At 41.3% G+C, this 20,613-nt stretch carries 14 protein-coding genes; 4 read left to right on the top strand and 10 right to left on the bottom strand.

Annotation, left to right across the window (positions count from 1 at the left end; all coding sequences use genetic code 11):
• Positions 1–9 precede the first annotated feature (9 nt).
• A complete protein-coding gene (locus tag MTF66_RS10125; RefSeq protein ID WP_138621653.1) occupies positions 10–1,083 on the bottom strand; it encodes a porin in 1,074 nt (357 codons plus the stop codon).
• A 106-nt stretch (positions 1,084–1,189) separates the two neighbouring features.
• Positions 1,190–3,130 carry an ATP-dependent DNA helicase RecQ gene (locus tag MTF66_RS10130; protein WP_138621651.1) on the bottom strand — a complete coding sequence of 647 codons (1,941 nt, stop codon included), beginning with the start codon at positions 3,128–3,130 and terminating at the stop codon, positions 1,190–1,192.
• Between the two features lie 234 nt (positions 3,131–3,364).
• On the opposite strand from MTF66_RS10130, the gene MTF66_RS10135 reads away from it, so the two are divergent.
• Both MTF66_RS10135 and MTF66_RS10140 read left to right on the top strand, forming a co-directional pair.
• On the top strand, positions 3,365–4,669 hold the full coding sequence (locus MTF66_RS10135; RefSeq protein ID WP_138621649.1) for an NAD(P)/FAD-dependent oxidoreductase: 1,305 nt from the start codon (positions 3,365–3,367) through the stop codon (positions 4,667–4,669).
• Positions 4,670–4,864: 195 nt separating this feature from the next.
• Positions 4,865–6,364 carry a DUF2235 domain-containing protein gene (locus MTF66_RS10140; protein WP_248527145.1) on the top strand — a complete coding sequence of 500 codons (1,500 nt, stop codon included), beginning with the start codon at positions 4,865–4,867 and terminating at the stop codon, positions 6,362–6,364.
• Between the two features lie 68 nt (positions 6,365–6,432).
• On the opposite strand, the gene nagP is transcribed toward MTF66_RS10140, so the two are convergent.
• From nagP to MTF66_RS10165, 5 genes are all read right to left on the bottom strand, one after another.
• A complete protein-coding gene (gene nagP / locus MTF66_RS10145) occupies positions 6,433–7,728 on the bottom strand; it encodes an N-acetylglucosamine MFS transporter NagP (protein WP_138621645.1) in 1,296 nt (431 codons plus the stop codon).
• 32 nt (positions 7,729–7,760) lie between these two features.
• Positions 7,761–8,888 carry an N-acetylglucosamine-6-phosphate deacetylase gene (nagA, locus tag MTF66_RS10150; RefSeq protein WP_138621643.1) on the bottom strand — a complete coding sequence of 376 codons (1,128 nt, stop codon included), beginning with the start codon at positions 8,886–8,888 and terminating at the stop codon, positions 7,761–7,763.
• Complete coding sequence (gene nagB-II / locus MTF66_RS10155; RefSeq protein WP_248527147.1) at positions 8,889–9,887, bottom strand: glucosamine-6-phosphate deaminase NagB-II; 999 nt, start codon at positions 9,885–9,887, stop codon at positions 8,889–8,891. It lies immediately after the preceding gene.
• On the bottom strand, positions 9,887–10,798 hold the full coding sequence (gene nagK / locus MTF66_RS10160; protein ID WP_075170065.1) for an N-acetylglucosamine kinase: 912 nt from the start codon (positions 10,796–10,798) through the stop codon (positions 9,887–9,889). The genes nagB-II and nagK overlap by 1 nt, the downstream gene beginning before the upstream one ends.
• 163 nt (positions 10,799–10,961) lie before the next feature.
• Entirely contained in the window at positions 10,962–13,652 is a 2,691-nt protein-coding gene (locus tag MTF66_RS10165) for a family 20 glycosylhydrolase (protein WP_248527148.1), read from the bottom strand.
• A 571-nt stretch (positions 13,653–14,223) separates the two neighbouring features.
• Here MTF66_RS10165 and MTF66_RS10170 point away from each other — a divergent pair.
• Positions 14,224–15,240, top strand: coding sequence for a LacI family DNA-binding transcriptional regulator (locus MTF66_RS10170; protein ID WP_054201446.1), 1,017 nt, complete (start codon positions 14,224–14,226; stop codon positions 15,238–15,240).
• A 112-nt stretch (positions 15,241–15,352) separates the two neighbouring features.
• Here MTF66_RS10170 and eat read toward each other — a convergent pair whose 3' ends face one another.
• From eat to MTF66_RS10185, 3 genes are read right to left on the bottom strand one after another with little or no spacing between them, the layout of a single operon-like run.
• The gene (gene eat, locus MTF66_RS10175; protein ID WP_138621637.1) at positions 15,353–16,765 is read right to left on the bottom strand and encodes an ethanolamine permease; all 1,413 of its coding nucleotides are present in this window, start codon (positions 16,763–16,765) and stop codon (positions 15,353–15,355) included.
• A 37-nt stretch (positions 16,766–16,802) separates the two neighbouring features.
• Positions 16,803–17,675, bottom strand: coding sequence for an ethanolamine ammonia-lyase subunit EutC (gene eutC, locus MTF66_RS10180; RefSeq protein WP_055011564.1), 873 nt, complete (start codon positions 17,673–17,675; stop codon positions 16,803–16,805).
• Positions 17,672–19,078, bottom strand: a complete 1,407-nt coding sequence (locus tag MTF66_RS10185) for an ethanolamine ammonia-lyase subunit EutB (protein WP_138621635.1) — start codon at positions 19,076–19,078, stop codon at positions 17,672–17,674. Before MTF66_RS10185 ends, eutC begins: the two co-directional genes overlap by 4 nt.
• 221 nt (positions 19,079–19,299) lie before the next feature.
• Between MTF66_RS10185 and MTF66_RS10190 the strand changes: the two genes are divergently transcribed.
• Positions 19,300–20,283 carry a helix-turn-helix domain-containing protein gene (locus tag MTF66_RS10190; RefSeq protein ID WP_109875070.1) on the top strand — a complete coding sequence of 328 codons (984 nt, stop codon included), beginning with the start codon at positions 19,300–19,302 and terminating at the stop codon, positions 20,281–20,283.
• Positions 20,284–20,613 lie beyond the last annotated feature (330 nt).

The raw sequence follows: 20,613 nt of genomic DNA on the forward strand, positions 1-20,613 counted from the left end.
TACTTCTCCTTAAAATACAACATCGACACCAAGGGTGATTGCTTTACTATCACCGGCCACAGCTAAATCAAACGAATCATCTTTGACTCTATCGTATTGCACTTTAAATGCCGCTGACGGATGAAAATCCCACCTCACACCAACAGCAAATGTATTATGCTGCTCTGTATCACCCTCACCTTCTTGTTCAAAGTCTGAAAACATGACATAGGGTGTAATTGAATCAAAACGATAGCCCGCACTGATCATATAAGTATCGAGATTACCATCTAGGTCTAAGCGGTTCAGTTCACTTAAAACAAAAAAATCACCAAAATCAAGGTTTGCAGCTAAGCCATAAAATTTACCATCTCTGCTGTCTTTACCATCCCACAAAACGGGTTCACCCGCGCGAAAACGCTTGTTGGTATATTGCATGTGGGTCACTCTTAGTTCGAGCCAGTCACGATTAAGTAACAGTACGCCGCCTAACATATCTTCCCAAATTTCTCTTGTCGGCTCTTGAAAGAAGAAGTCTGATAACAGTTTGTTATCGTCATCATCTTCTTTACCGGTATAAACATTTGCAGATACTCCCCAGTCACCTACAGAGCCTGAGTAAAGTAAATTAACCCCCTCGTAGTTAAATACTTGCCATGTATAATTGTCAGCAGGGGCCCGCATCCATACATATGCATAACCTACATCGAAAAAGTCTGAGTAGTAAAATAGTGGTAAACGCTTCTTACCAGCTTGAACAGTCCAATTATCGTTAATATCGTAAGAAATATAAGCCCATTCAAAATTTGCCTCAAAGTCGTTAACTCCTCTGGCAACTAGCTGACCAGTTACAGAAAGGCCTTCACCTAAGTCCCCTGATACCTGTAATCCAATCAAAGACTCTGGCGAAAAGGATAAATCTTCAGTGTAGGCACTTACATTTGGATAGTCCGCTAGAAAGGTTGGTTCAACGCCATATTGCGGTACACCGGTGCCACTAAGCACTTTACCCGCATTAATACTCGCGAAACCTGAAATATTAATTTCAGCATAACTACTTGCTGATACAAATACCCCCAATAGTATAATTTTTTGCAGTTTCATTGATCACCTCATTATTATAATGGCCGTCATAGCCAAATTGAGTATAGTAAAGCGAGAAAAAGAAACAAAAAATTAACACTTTTTATTTTATACTGATTTTTTAATATTAATTAGGCGCCGACCTTGATAGCAATATTGCTTTAATTTCGCTGTAGCGCTGTTGCTCACACAATGCAAAACCACTTAGTTGGCGTACTTTATTGCGTGCAAATAGCGGCACACTCATTCCCGCCAAAAACCGACATTGGGTTTCAATGCCAACATTATGCACCCCTTTCGTTGCCATATGTGCCAAAAACTCATCCACCTTTTGATATATAAGCGCTGTATCAATCTTTGCAGGAGTGATTGAGTATTCAAGTTTGACCGCATGTCCACGGCACACACTACAATGCCCACATTGCTGTGGCGCATTCGCATCATCAAAGTAACGGGCTAAGTTATAGCTTAAGCAAGATTGCAGCTCAAAAAAGCGCACCAAAGCAGCAATCCGTTTTATTTCTGCTTGCTCTTTATCGGTAAAATAATCATGTAACTGCTGGGCAAGTGCAGGGTTATTAATCACCTCGCTATGCACTTTGTACACTTGAGTAATACGTTTGGTTTCAAGGGTGATAAGGTTTTTTTCTGCTAAGTAATCAAGTGCGGCTACCACACGTTTACGGTCAACCTGTGCGGCTTGCGTTAGAGAGTCAAAGTTAAGTGTACCCCATATTTTTTTAAAGTCGGTATGGCTAAATATTTGCGTTAAAAAAGCTTGGCGCTGCTGATCAAACTGATTAAGCAACTCATTTTTATCCACTAGAAATTTATACTTAAAATCGGCGTAGTACGCATATTGCGGGGTTATTGCACCTTGCATTTCCAATTGTACCAGTAAGGTTTTAAGGGCAAGCTGGCGAATATTACTTTCGCTAGAAAGACTATATTCTTGCATTTCCCATTGCTGTTGAGCTTGGCGAATATCGTTAATAACATATTCAATACCGCTGAGCTCTGGGGTATCGCCGTACACAAAGTTTTCGACTGTATTTAAGCCATCTAGATTAGCCAGCGTATAACAATTCGATGGGTTGCCATCACGTCCTGCACGGCCAATTTCTTGGCTGTAGTTTTCAATTGATTTAGGTAAATCGTAGTGAATTACAAAACGAATGTCTGATTTATCAACCCCCATGCCAAAGGCAATAGTGGCGACCACTACATTTATTTTTCCTGCCATAAAATCATCTTGAATTTGCCCGCGTAGGGTGTCTTCAAGCCCTGCATGATACGCCACCGCTTGCAGGCCCTGTGCGCTTAACATATTGGCCACTTGCTCAGCACTTTGCTGCAGCGTGACATACACAATACCGGGGCCGGTTTGCGCACGGACAATTTCAGTAAGCTCAGTATTTTTATCAGCCGTTTTAACACTCAGCACATTTAAATCTAAATTAGCGCGATAAAACCCCGTTTGCACAATGCATTGTGGATCAATAGCAAATCGCTCTGCCATATCGCGTTTAACTTTTTTAGTAGCGGTGGCGGTTAATAGTAGCACTAACGGAATATTTAGCTCTTCACGGTAACGCGGTAACTTTAAGTAATCGGGTCTAAAGTTATGACCCCACTCAGAAATACAATGCGCTTCGTCTACCACCAACATAGAAAGTGCCACTTGGCTAATAAACTCTCTAAAACGTTCGTTTTTAAAGCGCTCAACTGACACCATTAACACTTTAATTTTACCACTGCGCACGTCGTTCATTACCGTACTGCTTTGCATTTGATCTTGGCTTGAATCAAGGCTTGCGGCATAAATGCCTTTACTGTTTAAAAAACTTATTTGATCTTTCATCAACGCTAATAATGGCGATACCACCAAGGTTAAATGCGGTAAATGTAACGCAGTAAGTTGATAGCACAAGGATTTACCCGATCCAGTTGGGAATATAGCCAGTGATGATTGGCCATTTAGCAATTGCTCTATGGTTTGTTGTTGCCCTGCTCTAAACTGATTAAAACCAAAATGTTGCTCAAGAGACTGAACTAGCGAGGTACTCATAAAAGCGTCCTTTTTATGTCGGTGCCCATAAATACTGTAAATGCGCAGTAGATGAAATATTTGCATATCAGTATACAGCATATCGTTGGATTTATTGCTGACATATCCTTCAATTAGGCGCACACTATAGTCTTATAAAAGCATGCTTTGCCAAAATAATTTTTTGATACCCAAGTCATTTTAAAAATCAACGTACAGAAATTGCTTCGGTATATTATTTTTAAGGGCATAGTCATGGACAAAACCATACCAAAAATTGTCATCATAGGCGGTGGCGCTGGTGGGCTGGAGCTAGCAACTCAATTAGGGCACAAATTAGGAAAGAAACAACACGCAAATATATTACTCATTGATAAAAATCGCACTCATATATGGAAACCGTTATTGCATGAAGTAGCAACCGGCTCTATTGATGCCGATTTAGATGGCGTTGTATACTCAGCGCATGCGGCCAAGCACCACTATAACTTCCAACTTGGTACCTTTTGTAACCTCGATAACAATAATAAAACCATTACCTTAAGCCCTCTATATGACGAGTTAGGGCATCAAATATTACCTAAACGAACCGTTCACTATGATCATTTAGTTATTGCCATTGGTAGTGTCAGTAACGACTTCAACACCCCGGGTATTAGAGACCATTGCTTTTACCTTGATTCAAACCAACAAGCCGAGCGTTTTCAACACGCCTTACTAGATAACTTTACTCGCCTTCATCAAGACGACGACCCATTGCATTCATTAAACATTGCTATTGTTGGCGGTGGGGCAACTGGCGTTGAGCTCTCAGCTGAGTTGTATCATGTTTCTGATTTACTCAAAATATACGGTTTAACCAATATGTCGGCGAAACGCTTGCACATACATTTGATTGAAGCGGGTCCCAGAATTTTACCTGCGTTGTCTGAGCGAATTGCCAGCTCAGCTAAACGTGAATTATTAAGATTAGGGGTTACCGTACGAGAAAACACCCAAGTTAAACAAGCAACCGAGCATGGTTTTATCACTAATAATGACGAGCAAATAAATGCGGATATTATGGTGTGGGCAGCAGGGGTAAAAGCCCCTGACTTCATTAAAGAGCTAGACATATTTGAGCTGACACGTAGCAATCAAATAAAAGTGAATGATTACTTACAAAGTAGCCTAGACCCTCAAATCTATGTGCTTGGTGATTGCTGCGCGTTTACCCAAGACGATGGGACTCAAGTGCCGCCACGCGCACAATCGGCTCATCAAATGGCGCAATGCGTTGAAAAAAATCTAATTGCTACACTACGTGAGCAGCCCCTGAAAAAGTTTGAATATAATGACCATGGCTCACTGGTAAATTTATCGCGATACAGTACGGTGGGCAGCTTGATGGGTAACCTAACCAGTAGTAGCTTTTTTATTGAAGGTAAAATTGCCCGCTTTATGTATATTTCACTATATAGAATGCATCAGCGCGCTATCCACGGCAGTGCCAAAACCTTTGCTTTGTGGATCAGCGAAAAGGTGCTGCGTGTTGTTCGCCCAAAAATGAAACTACACTAAATAACCTGAACTCCGGATAATAAACATAAATATCATTTTGATTAAATATGTTAGTAAATCTCTTAACTAGATTTCAGGTTAAATAGCTACATCAGTCGCGGTAATAAATAAGATTAAACAAATATTTATTACCGCCGTCTTTAATTTTTCACAATTCCCATATAAATTTACATAAACCACTCACGGAATTTAGTAATGACCTTTAAAACGCTTATTTTTAATTTTGATGGTACCGGCAGTGAACCCCGCGACGCAGATCAGTTCAGTACAGAGCATTTTAAAGAAGACGCCAGTATTTCTAATATTCTAAAACTACACTTATTGCTCGGCGGTAAACTTGATGATTCACCCACTACCCCATTTTCACAGCAACTAAGCTTTTATTACCAAGGCATAGGCACCAAAGGCAGTCGTTTAAAACGAATTTTAAATCAAACACTTGCCCCACGTTCTGAAGATGTGGCCAGCATTTTGACTCAGGCTATCACAGATTTTAAGCAGCATTATCAAAGTGGCGATACTGTTCTACTTACCGGTTTTAGCAGAGGCGCTGCATTAGCAAGGCGTTTTGCTAAATGCCTAGAGCCATTAATAAATGAGCAAGTATATTTGTGTGTTTTTGACACCGTGGCCTCAATTGGCCTGTCAAAGATAAATAAAGCGACCCGTGGCGCAGAGCATGTGGTTTTTGAAAACCATACTATTGCCAATAATGTAGTTGGGGCCCTGCATTGTGTTGCGCTTGATGAGAAACGACGGGCCTTTGAGCCCACATTAATGAATCAACAAGCTAACATTACCGAGCTGTGGTTTGCAGGAGCCCACTCCGATGTAGGAGGAGGCTACTATCGCGATGGGCTTGCCGATATTTGCCTGCGTTATGCGCTTGAGTGGCTCATTGCTCAGCCGCTATCGGTTTCGTTATTAACCAGTCATGACATAGACTATGAAAACCTTTTACCTGAGAGTAATTTGGTTGCCCAAGACGATGTGACTGTTATTCCCGATCCACTGGCGCTAAGTCATCAACAAAATTACTTTTGGTTAAACCCATTTTTCAAGCTGGTTGATAGGCAGTGCTGTGTATTAATTAACGATGAAATTAGCCACAACGCTCCATTAATACATCACAGTGTTGCACAGCGAATTAATAAACTAACCAGCTATCGCCCTGAATCGTTAAAAAATATACATTATAAAATGATTTACAGCGATGACAGTACACTAAACTTTATGGGGCTAAGTGCTCATATAGTGCTCGCCAATCAAAATATGAGCTTACTGAGTGTTAATCAAAGCAAAGATGTGATGGTGTACGCTAGTGAAGCCTACAATGCTACCGGCTTAATGCTTGCCCAAGATGCAACGTATCGCTTTACTCCTTACCCTAACCAATTTTGGTATGACGATGGTGTAAAGTGCCCTCCTTCTGGCTGGCATCGCGATAATGTGCAACTCGGCGTTAAAGAAATCCCTATGGCATTACTTGAGCCATTTAGGCGTTTAGCCACGGCGCAGTGGTTTAGCTTAATAGGAACAATTGGCCAAAGCGATGACCATGCATTTGAAATTGCCGAAGGCGTTGAAATAACCATTAAAAAATCAGGAGAATTTTGTCCATTTGCTAATGATTTAAGTCGTTTTTATGGGGCGAATGCTGGCAGAATAAAGCTCAAGGTAACACGCTTAAGCTGATAAAGTGCCCTAATAATCAGTGCACTTTATACTGCAAAGTGCACTGAGCTAGGGATAGCTGGTGGATGTTATTGCTTTTTCATTTTATGCCCTTTCACGGCATAAAATAATATAAATAAGTAACAAGGTAACAATACAGAGTAGCCAGTTTGTAGCGAGGTAAAGCCGCTCAGTAAGCCCCATAACACCGGACCAAATGCACCTCCCGCTATACCCATTACTAACAGTGCTGAGCCTGTGCTGGTTAGTTTGCCTAAACCCGATAACGCAAGTGGGAAAACCGCCGGCCAAACAATGGCGTTTGCTAAGCCTAAAAAGGCAATTAGCAGTAAAGCATCTGGTAAATTAGCGCCTCCTAAAGGCACCAGTATGGCATTGGCAATAACATACGACTGCGCATCAATAAACAAAATGCACAGGGTGATCACAATACCCAATACAGCCGATGCTGTTAAGGCCGCTTGCTGAGAGATAAATTTAGGGATAAGTAAAATACCTAAAATATAACCAAACACCATAAACATCATAGTGTATGAAGTCATTACCCCATAGTTTTCAATACCCAGCGATAGTGCAAAAGTACCTATGGTATCGCCAGCAATAACCTCTACCGCAACATACAAAAAGATAGCAATAGCACCTAACACCAAGTTTGGATGAGAGAGTGTTTCACGAATTTCACCTTTGTCGTTTATTGCTTCTACTTCATCATTGATAAGCTCAGGCAGCGGAGACTTTTTAACCGCAAAAGCTAATACACCAATAAATAAGGCCATGCCTAAGTAAGGTAAAATAAGACCATTTGCCATATCATCAACTTGCTCTTGGCTTAGCTCTGTGCCTACCGTACCGGTAAAGTTACTTAAAATTAAGGCGGTAAAAACCATCGGTGAGATAACTCCTGCGCCTTTATTTAAAATCCCCATAATACTAATACGTACAGCAGCCGATTCTTCTGGCCCTAAACGTACTACATACGGATTAACCGCGGTTTGTAATAAGGTTTGCCCTGCGCCCATTACCAACTGCGCTAGTAAAAACAAAGGAAAAAACTGCGACATAGCAGCAGGAATAAACATTAAGCCTGCTAACATCATACAGCCCATCCCCAATGCCATACCGTTTTTGTAGCCGACCTTTTTGATCAATACTGCCGAGGGCAGCGCAGTAAATGTGACCGCAATATAAAAGGAAAATAAAATTAACGACCCTTGAAATGGGGTTAATTGTAAAATTTGACTTAAGTAAGGCATTAACGAGCCATTAAGCCAAGTAGCAAAGCCCAGTATAAAAAATAATACCGCAACAATGGCCATGGGGACCACGCTACTATTTTTGGACGTATCCATAACATTGGTTGTCATGTTATTTTCCTTTATTTATATTTATTATGTTGTTAACAAACCCGAGCGCCGCCAATCCACGTGCTAATGACTTGTTGTTGTGTGTTTAATTGTACAAAATCTGCTGGACTACCCAGTATTAATCGCCCGTGTGTGGCAGGCAACTTTAAATACTGAGCAGGATATAAACTCGCCATTTTAAGCGCTTGCGCTAATGGCTGTTTTAAATAAATCACAGTGTTTCTAACTGCGGTTGCCATATCAAGCGCAGAGCCGGCCAACTCGCCTGTTGTAGAGGTGAGTTTACCATTCTCTAAGCTGACAGTTCGGTCAAAAAAAGCAAACTGAGTGTCATCTGTTCCCACTGGTGGCATCGCATCAGTAACTAAGAACACGTGCCCTATGGGTTTTGCTTTTAATGCCAGTTGGCATGCTGCGTAATCAACATGATGGCCATCAACAATTAAGCCACAATAAGTATCATCATTTAATAATGCACAGCCAACCACTCCCGGCTCACGCCCTTGTAGTGGTGACATAGCATTATACAAATGCGTAAATCCGGTTGCCCCAGCATCAACGCCCTGTTGAGCCTGTTCAAAGCTTGCATTGGTATGACCTAGACAAACCTGAATCCCTAAATCGCGCATTTTGGTAATATCGCTTGGTAGTACATTTTCAGGCGCTAAGGTGACTACGACTTTACCTAAATCTTGACGAGATAACACCTGCCACTCTTGTTCAGAAATAGGACGAATAAAATCAGCGCTGTGAGCCCCCTTTTTTGCCACTGATAAGTGCGGCCCTTCAAAGTGAATACCAATAATACCTGGCGTTTTTTGAGCTATCGCCTTAGCAATTACATCGGCTGCTTGGCGCATTACTTCTACGGTGTCAGTAATTAACGTTGGCAGCATAGCAGTTGTACCGTATTTGGCATGTGCTAGCAGTATTTTTTTAACCCCTGCAACACTGCTAGTACGGTTAAACAACTCACCGCCACCGCCATTAACTTGTAGATCAATAAAGCCAGGTGCGACTAAACCCGTTAGGTGCTCATCTGCCTGCTGTACGTTATCATCTATTGCCGTAATAATACCCGCATCAACGCTCAGCACTTTGTCGTTAACAAAGTGCTCGCCATCAAAAAACTGGGCTACATGAATTCGTTTAACTGACATTTATAATGTCCTTGTTACTTTTTTAAGCCCCTTTGGCTCATCAGGATTAAAACCACGGCTTAATGCCACTTTTGCCACATCAAGGTAAAAACGCTGTAATACTAAAAATGGCGCTAATCGCGGGTGTACTTTAATACCTTGTTGATTAAGACTAATCACTTGTGCACCACGTTTTTTGACCTCAGCAATTTGCTGCTGATGTGACTCTTTGGTTTCATCTTCAACCAAACAATCTAAAATCACTAACCCTTGCTCAACTAAAGTCACCGGACCATGTAAAAACTCCGCACTACTAAATGACTCAGCATGAATAGCACACACCTCTTTAAGCTTAAGTGCCATTTCTTTTGAGATAGAAAACCCTAAACCACGTGCCAACACCACCATATTCTTAATATTTGCAAACTCAGTAGGTTGTAACTGAGTTGGCGAATCTATAATGGCATTAAGCGCGCTAGGTAACTCGTCAAGCCCTTGTAATAATGACTCATTTTGAGTCCAATTAGCAACAATATGTACTAGGGCTGATAACGTTGCCAAATAGCTTTTTGTTGCCGCCACCGAAATTTCATCGCCGGCTTTAAGAGGAACAAAATCATCGACTATGTCTTGTAGAGGTGACGCTTCATCGTTAACCAGCGCAATACAATAAGCGCCTGCCTCTTTCGCCATTTTTGCCTGGGCAAGAATGTCTGGGCTGCGTCCTGATTGAGAAATTACAATCACAACAGCGCCTTCAAGCTTTAATGTTTTACCATATACACTCGCCACTGATGGCGCTGCAGAACTGACCGGTACACCCGCTTCAATTTCAATTAAATACTTACCAAAAACACCAGCATGATCTGATGAACCGCGACCAATCATCATAACCACCTTAGGGCCCATATCGCGAAGCTTATGACCAATTTTTTCCACTAAAGGTTGGTTGGCAATAATTTGCTTTTCAATAACATTTGGCGTTTGCGCCGCTTCTTTTTCCATTAGTGTGTTAAACATCATAACTCCTGGCTGCTGTAATTAACGTGCTGTTGTTTAGCGTAAAGTACAGACCCCATTTCTGGTGACGATAATGGGGCTGATAAAATAGCTTGTATGTCTGGGTCTAACCATGTTGTCATCACGGTTGATAAGCCACCAATAAACGAAAGCCTTGGTGGGTTTTTATCTAATAATTGTCGTGCAATGTCGCTTAAATAAGCGCCACCTTCTTTTAAAATGGCAATTGCTGTGGCATCGTTCGCCTGTGCTGATTGAAAAACACAACCTGCAAGTTGCGCAAAAAAGGCTGCAGGCTTATTGGCAATCACTTCAACAAGTTGCATTGCATCGCTGACTTCTAAATACTTCATTAACAAGTTAGTAAGCGCACCACTTGGGATTAATTTATCTAGGCTAAGCAGCACATACTGACAAGCAGTAAAGCCAATCCATGCACCACTGCCTTTGTCACCATGTGGAAAGCCATGACCACCAATCATAAACGATTGGCCATTAACGTATGAAAATCCACACGAACCAGTGCCAGCAATCATCACTGCGCCATCCTCGCCCTGATGAGCGCCCATACAAGCAATAAGTAAATCAGTAGTTAAGTGCATGGCTTTAAATGGGTGTTGCCATTGTGTCATTTGATTATGCAAACTTGGTAAGTTAACCCCTGCTAGGCCAACCCCTGCAATAAGCTCAGATAAAGGCATATCTTTAAGCCCTGCATCTTGTAATGCTAAACGCGCTGATTGCTCAATAGAATGAGTTGCTTGATTAAAACCATGTAACGGGTTACCTGGGCCTGCCACACCGGTGCCGACTATGTTATTACAGCTATTGACGATAATTGCTTTACATTTAGTGCCGCCGCCATCGATCCCCACAAAGAGTTGATTGTTTTTAATATTGTTGGTGATCATTTTTGCCTCTTAAGTTGTTCGACCGTTTTGCAAAACACTAAAATAAAGCCGGACTGTCATACTGTATGAATCTTATACTAGCACAAATGACAGCGTTGTCATTATTTTTATTTACAAATAAATAACTTCTTCAATCGTCAATAATTTAACGGAAAAACGCACCTTAACGGTGCGTTACTTTAAGCTTTCTGCTTACACGACTAGCTGATGGAGTCTTAGATCGAACCCATACATCTTGTGTTACTTTGACAGGTTGTGTGTAGGTTTTCCATTGCTCATCACCTTGTTTGTATTCAATCACTAAACCAGGGTAAGCAATATTGGCGTACAACATACTATTCTCAATTTTAGCACCTGCATTTGCAAGACGATAATGCACATCAGCACGTTCTAACTTGGCAAATTCTTTTAGCCCCATGGTAGCAGCAAAAGTTTGCCATTGCTGATCGCGCTGCTGTTTTAATTCAGGGCTAAAGCGATTTGTTTGTTGGCTGTAAACAAAGCCATTGTGATCATACGGTACCGCCCAATCTGCTTTATGCCAAGCGCGCTGTGCCAGCGATAATAATCGTGGGAATAGCTTATATTCAGCCATATTATTGGTACGCGTATTTTCGCTCCATAATTGACCCTGAATACCCACAAAACGTTTATCTTTAGCTAAAGGCGCGGATACGACCTTGCCTTGCTCATCATGCTGTAATGTGTCATCAGCTACATAAGGCTTATCTTCTCTATCAAGCCAAAACTCAGCATGAATAGGCAAATTATCTGGCATAAACTGAAATATTTTCTCAGTATTTATGTGCCTTGAAGCCCAGTAATAACCATGCTCTTGTGGGTCTGCCTCATACGGAAAGTCAAAATACAGCACATCTGGCGACGAAAGCACTGCTTGCCAATTTCTATTGGCAAATTCATGTGCACGCTGATGGCCATTCCACATTAATAAATCCCAAATATTACCTTGCACAACCTCTGGCATATTCTCTGGGTTAGTATGCGATAAGCCATCGCTCCATGCTGCGGTTTCAATATTCATATCAGCCAACATATTAGCGATACGTTCAATAAAATAACTGCCCAGCTGACCTGCTTCGGTAATTTCTAACTTATTTTGTTTAATAAAATCAGCACAAGCAGGTGAATCGACCCATGCCCCGGCGGTTTCATCGGCACCTATGTGATAACGAGTTAGCGGATGCTGTGCCTCACTATGAATACTTTTTACTTGTTCCATTACTTCACGGATAAACGCATAGGATGAGTCTAAACACACATTAATGGTATTGTCGTTGTAGTGCTGTACCGACGAATACACCGTTGTATCAAGCGGGTCATAAAGTAAAAACTGTTCGGCTTTTTGTTTATCGCCTTGTTGTATATATTTATTATAACGCGCTTGCATGGATTTAATCGCAGCGCGAGAATGTCCTGGCATATCAAGCGATGGGATCACCTGAATGTGACGCGCACTCGCCGCTTTAAGTATTTCTTGGTAATCAGCTACCGAATAATAGCCGTTTGCTGCACTTGAAGTTTCAAGCCCTGCGCCTAGCTGTGGCATTAAACATTGCTGCTCGCTTTGATCAAAACAACGCTTTGCACCTATATCTGTAAGCTCAGGCAGTGATGGAATTTCTAAACGCCAGCCTTCATCATCACCTAAGTGTAAATGTAGCTTGTTAAGTTTATAAGCAGCCATTTGATCAAGTAACTTTAAAATGAAGCCTTTATCACGAAAGTTTCGCGCTACATCAACCAATACCCCTCTAAACTGATAATGCGGTGCATCAATAACCTCTCCCACAGGTAATATATTACTGTTAACCTGATATAAGCTCGCTAAACTTTGCAGAGCATAAAAAACACCCGTTTCGTCAACTGCATCGATTACAACCTCATCGGCTTGAATTGCTAATTTATAACTACCATTAAGCTGATCTTTTTTAACAGTGGAATTAAGTGTGACCTTAATTGCCGCTGCATCATCGCTTAAATTAATACCTAGTAGTTCCAGTCGCTCGATTGCAGCTAATACACTTGATTTATTAACTTCTGCATAATTAATATTAAGCCCTTGGCTAATATCAAGCGTTTGAGTTTGACTAAACTCGCTAACGCGTGGGGTGGGTATAATTTGCTGAGCAATGACATTACTCACTTGATTTTGCGAGGTTAAATAAGCTGAAAAGTCATACTTTTCATTACGCTCAAACAAGCGCTCAGCAGTAAGCCACTGTGTTTTGTCGCCCGCAGTACGTTTAAACTGACGAGTGTAATCGGTATAAGGTTCTACATGAGGTAATAGCTCTAAGCCCGTCTCTGGGTCAATTTTAGGCTTTGTACTTTCAATCACTTTAGCGGTGTCATTGTTATTCACCACGATATAGTTAGGAATAGCGTCGCTTTGCGATAATGACCAAAAATGCGCATAAAAAGTAATCGTTTTAGTCTCACCGGCTTTAAAGCCAGTAAACCCATCTTTAAGCTCAATGACATGAATATCACCATTAACGTGTTTAATAGTAAATTCATCGCTAATCGACTTTTGTATTGGCGTAATTTGACTAAAGTAAATTTTCCATTGGTCAACGTTAATCGCCGAGTTGGCAGTTAAATGTAAATTCGCTTTAAAACAGTGACCGTTTTCAATATCTGGATCGCACTGTGCTGATGGGCGGTTATCAACTTGCTGATATTTTATTTGTAATGTTTTAGCAAGTAACTCCACCGCACTATCGTTTGCAGGGCTTAGCTGAACCGATGCCGTATTTTGTCCTTCAAAATTGCCCTGACATGCACTTAAACCTAGTGCTAAGCAGCATGCTGTCAGTAATGATTTAATCTTCATTCGCTACTCTCCCTTTATTATTAACTTAGTCACTCAAGCATCTCTTTCAAATGCTAAAAATTAAATCGATTTTTGAATGCATTTATTCTTAGTGCGGTTAGTTTATGATGTACCATCAGCTAAAAAATATTTTATGCTTTAAATTAATCACTATTCATATCTAGTAATTGCTACCTTAGCCAAACAATCCACTACGTAGGTTCTAAATAATAATTAACATTGCGCTTTAATTTATGACAACGCTGTCATTAAGCTATTAATGTATCCTTTTTTTTCTTTTATAGCTACACAGAAGGGCAAAAAAGATACAAAAAATTTACAAGTGTGAGCTTAATATTCTTTTAAACCATTGTATTTAAATTAAATTTAAATATTACTAAATTATTACCTAAAACTTTATCTACCATTCTCACAAGAAAGGCGTATAAATTAACTGTTAATATTCAATGATGTCTTTATAATTTAGTCGTCAAATAATAAAAACCGAGTACTGTTAACTACTCTTGCTGTAGTCGTTAGCCGATAAAGATAAATTAGTACCTAAAATGATATATAAAGGTCTATTAAGCCTATGAGAACAACAATAAACGACGTGGCAAAAGATGCCGGGGTATCAATAAAAACGGTATCAAGAGTAATAAATAACGAAACCTCGGTCCGTGACAATACCCGTGAAAGAGTTATGGCATCAGTCGAAAAGTTGAACTTCCAGCCAAACTTAGCAGCAAGAAGTCTTGCAGGAACAAAAGCTTACAGCATAGCTTACATATACGACAATCCTAATGCGTACTACATTATCGACATGCAAAATGGTATTTTAGATGCGTGCAAAAAGCAGGGGTTTGAACTACTTATTCACCCATGTGATGCCAAAGAAGCGCATATTTTTGATGAAATTACTAATATGATCAAACGCACTCGTATCGCGGGAATCTTACTCACCCCGCCCTTTTCTGAAATGCCTGAGTTTGTTGAAAAGCTAACTCAACTAGACCTAAAAGTTGTGCGTATTTTATCAGGGCACGACGCGCCTGACTCATTAACACCCTGTATTATGATTGACGATAATCTCGCCTCAAAGTCAATTACTGAGCATCTAATTAATAACGGCCACACGCGCATTGGCTTTTTAGCCGGTGGCAGCGAGCATAACTCGACCAAAGAGCGCTTGGAAGGTTACAAAGCAGCGCTAACCCAATACGACATTACTATAGATCCAAGCTTAATTATTGATGGCGAATATTCATTTGAGTCGGGGGTTGAGGGCGCTAAAACACTCATTAGCCAAACAAATAGGCCAACCGCTATTGTCTCATGTAATGATGAAATAGCCGCCGGTGCGTTATTTGCAGCCAGATTAATGAACATTGATATACCCAGCGAGCTTTCTATAACAGGATTTGAAGATAGCCCATTCTCTCGTCAAACATGGCCAAAACTCACCACGGCTCATCAGCCTAATAATAAAATTGCCGAAGATGCGGCCAGCTTGTTAATAGCCCAAATTCGTAATGGCAATGACCGCGATATTATAAAACTATACACTCCTGAGCTCGTCGTTAGAGACTCTACCGCACGTCCTAGTTAGCTTTTATTAGGTTAACCATATAATTTACTTCTGCGCGGTAAGTTAAAACTTACCGCGCCAGCGCAAACTCTTCGAATATTAAAGCCACATGAGATATTTCAGTAAATGAAAATTACCCCTCACTTATCGCTGTATTTAAACCAGCCTCAGCATCAGCCAGCATAGCAAACTCCTCATCTGCACTTTTGGCCACTAAGTGTTTAGAGCTAAAGCCAAAGTAATACGCCGCACCGACTATAAACAGCACCATAGTGTATAAAAAAGCACGGGGGTCAAAGGCGTACACACCGGTCAGAGCAATCAAGGATAAACACAATGCTATGCTTGAAGTGACAATGCCGCCAGGCGTTTTATAAGGTCGAGGTAAGTCGGGTTGTTTTAAGCGCAACATTATATGACTCAGCGCCATTAACGCATACGATACTGTTGCACCAACCACCGCCATAGCTAACATTAAATCGCCCTCACCACTTAGTGAAGCTAAAAAACCAAATACAGCAGGTACAATAAGCGCTCGTGCTGGCACTTTACGCACTGTAGTAATTGATAACGAACGCGGTAAATATCCTGCACGCGATAACGCAAACACCAACCGACTATAGCCATAAATAATAGAGAAAAATGAAGCCACCAGCCCTGCTAATCCCAGTATATTAACCACGGTTGCTAAATCGCTATTGCCTGTTGCATTTAACGCATCTACCAACGGAACTGCACTTGCGCCCATTGCTGTTGCACCTGCTGCGCCGGGTACTAACACAACCACTAATAATGCGGTAAACAATAAAAATACCATGGCACCAATAATGCCTTTAGGTACATCTTTAGCCGGATCTTTTGCTTCTTCAGCCGCCAATGGCACGCCTTCAACCGCTAAAAACAACCACATAGCAAAAGGTAATGCAGCCCATATCCCATACCAACCCAAAGGTAAAAATTCATTCGCACCTGCGGCATCAGTTACTGCAACATCAAATAAATTGGTAGCATCAAAATTTGTAATTAAAACCACTGCCGTTGCAACAATAGCCAGTACCGCTAAACCGCTTATTACCATCATTACTTTTAGCGCTTCACCTACTCCAGCTAAATGAATACCTACAAACACCAAATAAAATAGTGCATAAACCCATGGGCCATTGAACCCCGTTAACGCCTCCACTGCAGAGCCAATAAATATCACAATGGCGGCCGGTGCTAACGCATATTCAATTAATACCGCAAGACCGGTTAAATAACCACCCGTTGGCCCCATTGCTTGACGAGCAAAACTATAACCCCCTCCAGCAGCAGGAATAGCAGCCGACATTTCAGCCAGCGATAACACCAAAGTTAAATACATAATCGCCATTAACACTGCAGCTATCGCGAAGCCGCCCCAGCCAGCTTCTGCAATACCAAAGTTCCACCCAGCAAAGTCACCTGAAATAACATACGATACCCCTAACCCTGCCAGCAATAACCAACCTGCAGTGCCACCTTTGAGCTGCCTTTTTGCTAAGTATTCTGAATTATTAGTAGACATAACATCCTCTTTATCGATTTTTTATTTTTAGTTACCGTTATTCCGCATTTAAAAAATGACGGCTCGATTGTTGATGCTCAATCACATCATCCTGTGTCCGATCTTTTAAGTTCACTCCTGTTAGTTTTAATGTTTTAGCTTCATTTAATAAGTAGGCTGCCCGTCTTGCCGCATCGATATAGGGCAAACCAGCAGGACGAATATTAGATATACAATTACGCAGCGAATCGTTAAGCCCTGTTTTAGGCTCCCAGGTTAAATAAAGTCCCAAGCTATCTGGTGAGCTAAGCCCAGGACGTTCACCAATGAGCACCATCACAATTTGGGCATTCAATAACTCACCAATATCATCACCAATGGCTACTCGCCCTTGTTCAACTAAGGTGATTGGAGCAAAAGTAAGTGGCTTATTAACGCTCAACTGTGAAAGTAATTCAGTTATAAAAGGAGCTGCATTTTTTTGAACCGCCAACGATGACAAACCATCAGCGACTACAATTGCTAAGTCGTATTTTTCTTGGGTGCTTTGCTGTTGCTCAGCAACAAAATCAAGTAATAATTGACGACTATTCTCATTTAGCTTTCGACCTAAATCTGGTCGTTGTAAATAAGTAACTCTATCAACCGCTTGGCTATGTAAATGCAATACACGCGCATTAGCTGCATTAACAGTCGCTAACTTTGCTTTCATTTCATTGATATCAAGTGGAAAATTGACTGCATCGCGCGCTTGCGCATGCGACAGTTGAAACGCCAGCATTTCAGAGGTTGGTAAACTAATACCCGCTCGACCAAGTCCTATGCGGGCATCAGTAAACTGGCGTAAGTCACGCCATGGGTTGTGTACCACATTGCCATTATTTTTATGATCAGTATTAGCAAGGTCATTTGATTTAAAATCAGCAGTCATGAACGACCTCCCGCCAGTGCATCTAACGGCTTAGCAAATGCAGCGGGAAGACTGTGCGATAAAGTAACATCGCTACTGTTTTTCATAATGTTCATGTTAGTAAGCCACTTTTCAAATTCTGGCGCGGGACGAGAGCCTAGAACTCGGCGCACGTATAACGCATCATGAAATGAGGTAGTTTGGTAATTGAGCATAATGTCATCGGAGCCCGGAATCCCCATCACAAACGAGCACCCAGCTACACCAAGCAGCGTAAGTAAATTATCCATATCATTTTGGTCAGCCTCGGCATGATTGGTGTAACACACGTCACATCCCATCGGAATACCCAGTAATTTGGCACAAAAATGATCCTCAAGCCCCGCGCGGGTAATTTCTTTGCCATCAAATAAATACTCCGGGCCTATAAATCCCACCACCGTATTAACTAATAGCGGATTAAATTTTCGTGCAACGGCATACGCGCGAGTTTCGCAGGTTTGCTGATCAAGCCCGTGATGAGCATTAGCCGAAAGCGAGCTGCCTTGCCCTGTTTCAAAATACATCACATTATTGCCTACCGTGCCACGCTTTAAACTCAGCGCGGCATCTTGTGCCTCAGCTAAAGTATTTAAACTAAAACCAAAACTCGAATTGGTGGCTTCTGTTCCACCAATAGACTGAAACACTAAATCAACTGGCGCCCCCGCTTCTATGCATTCAATCGTATTAGTGACATGGGTAAGCACACAGCTTTGGGTAGGAATTTCATATTTTTGAATCACCTCATCCATCAATGTCATCAATTTAATAGCCTGCGCCACGTTGTCGGTTGCGGGGTTTATACCTATCACCGCATCACCATTACCGTACAGCAACCCATCTAAAATACAGGCGGCAATGCCGTTAATATCATCTGTTGGGTGATTAGGTTGTAAACGCGTGGATAAATGCCCAGGTAAACCAATGGTGTTTCTAAATGCACTGGTTACATGGCATTTTTTAGCAATAAGGATAAGATCCTGATTACGCATTATTTTGCTAACAGCCGCAGCCATTTCCGGAGTGATCCCCTGTCTTACACTTGCAAGTACCGAGGGAGTTGCAAAGTCACTTAACAACCAATTACGAAAATCTCCCACGGTTAAATGAGCAACCGCCATAAATGCACTAGCATCGTGTTCGTCCATAATTAAGCGAGTTATTTCATCGTCTTCATAAGCAATCAGTGCCTCATTTAAAAATGCCTTCAACGGAATATCCGCTAAGGTCATTTGGGCAACCGCTCGCTCTTGCGCTGATTGTGCAATAACACCCGCTAACCTGTCACCTGAGCGATGAGGAGTGGCTTTTGCCATTACTTGCGCCAAATTTTTAAAATTATACACCTGCGTGCCCAGTGTATATCGGTACCTTTGCCCCATGATCTACTCCACATAACAACTAGTTCAAACCTTGGTACAGGTTTTGCTGACCTATAAGCTATAAATCAATTTTGTTTAGTTTCAAGAGAGCTTAATTCATACCAAGACACTATCGAATTTTGGCAAATCATCATTTTTAGCTTTATTTCATATAGTTAACTATAGTTACAGGTGGTAACTTAATCTTAATAAAAATAAAAAAAGCAAAGAGTAACGCCATTATGACGCAGCAAGATTTAGCTAGCGCACCACAAAAGAGCATGGTGCATACCCAAGATATAGATGAGCAGGCGCATAACCTAACGCAGTGGCAGCAAAAATATGATCAGCTCAGTGATGGGCGATTTTTTGGGTGTATAGAAAGCGTGGATTATTCTAATATTCATGCATTTGAAGAATACACAGAGCGTGCTCTTCACCAACAATGCGCAATAGCGCCACGATCTATTTGGCTTGGGATCCCAAAGCAGTCGCAGCAGAGCAAAATTAATGGCTTAAATGTGGCAAGTAATCAATTTATGTGTCGCACTAGTGAGAGTAACTTTGAGCTTATTACACCTGAGCAGTTTAATATTTATGGTTTAGTAATAGACACGCAATCGTTAGAACATATGGCTCAGATACAGGGGATGCACTTAAAAAATATAACGTCTTCAGGTACTGAGCGACTGACAACATGCAACGCCATGCTAAAAAGTGCCCGGGGTATAATAAACAGTATGGTTAGCAACAACGCTTTTGGCCTAAATGCCGATTTACAGCAAGACATGCTTAATATGCTGGCATTACATTTACTAAACGAACAGATCCCATGTCAACGCATCGCTCCCAGTTATAAACACCGCAAAGCGGTTGTTGATAAAGTAAAAGATTATATAAAAGCGCATCCACAAAACACGGTAACAATTACTCAATTATGCGAACTCACCTTTGTGAGCAGGCGTACCTTACAATATAGTTTTGAGAGTATTTTAGGGATAAACCCACTGCGGTTTTTACGTTTAACCCGATTAAATAATGTTAGAAGAGAGCTAAAATTAGCAAAGCAAGATAAACCCATTTCTGTGGTTGCTGCCAATTGGGGGTTTTGGCATGCAGGGCAATTTACCAAAGACTACACGCAATTATTTGGTGAGAACCCTTCGCAAACAGTGATAAACCATGCTTCTTATTTGGCAAATTCTAAATCGATAATACATGGATAACGAGGATACGGGTTTCGGGTGGCGAGCTACGAGCTGCGGGAGTCGCTGCGCTGAAAGAATAGATTTAAGGGCTGATATGACTAGATGCTAGACTGTTTGCACAAGCTCGCTACTCGTCACCCGTTGCCTTCTCATTTACTCCTCATTCACTTCTCTTTGTGCCAACATGTTTTAAGTGATTAATTAAAAAAGAGATCATGAGACGCTGCGCGGAAAGAGAAGGCTAAAGGTGCTAGGTTGTGTTCGCTGCTCGTGACTCGAAACCCGAAGCTCTTAGCTCGAAGTCAGCCTTATTTCGGTAAGTTCAAAAGCCCTATTTGATCGGTGCTA

Source organism: Pseudoalteromonas sp. 2CM39R (genome assembly GCF_023161845.1).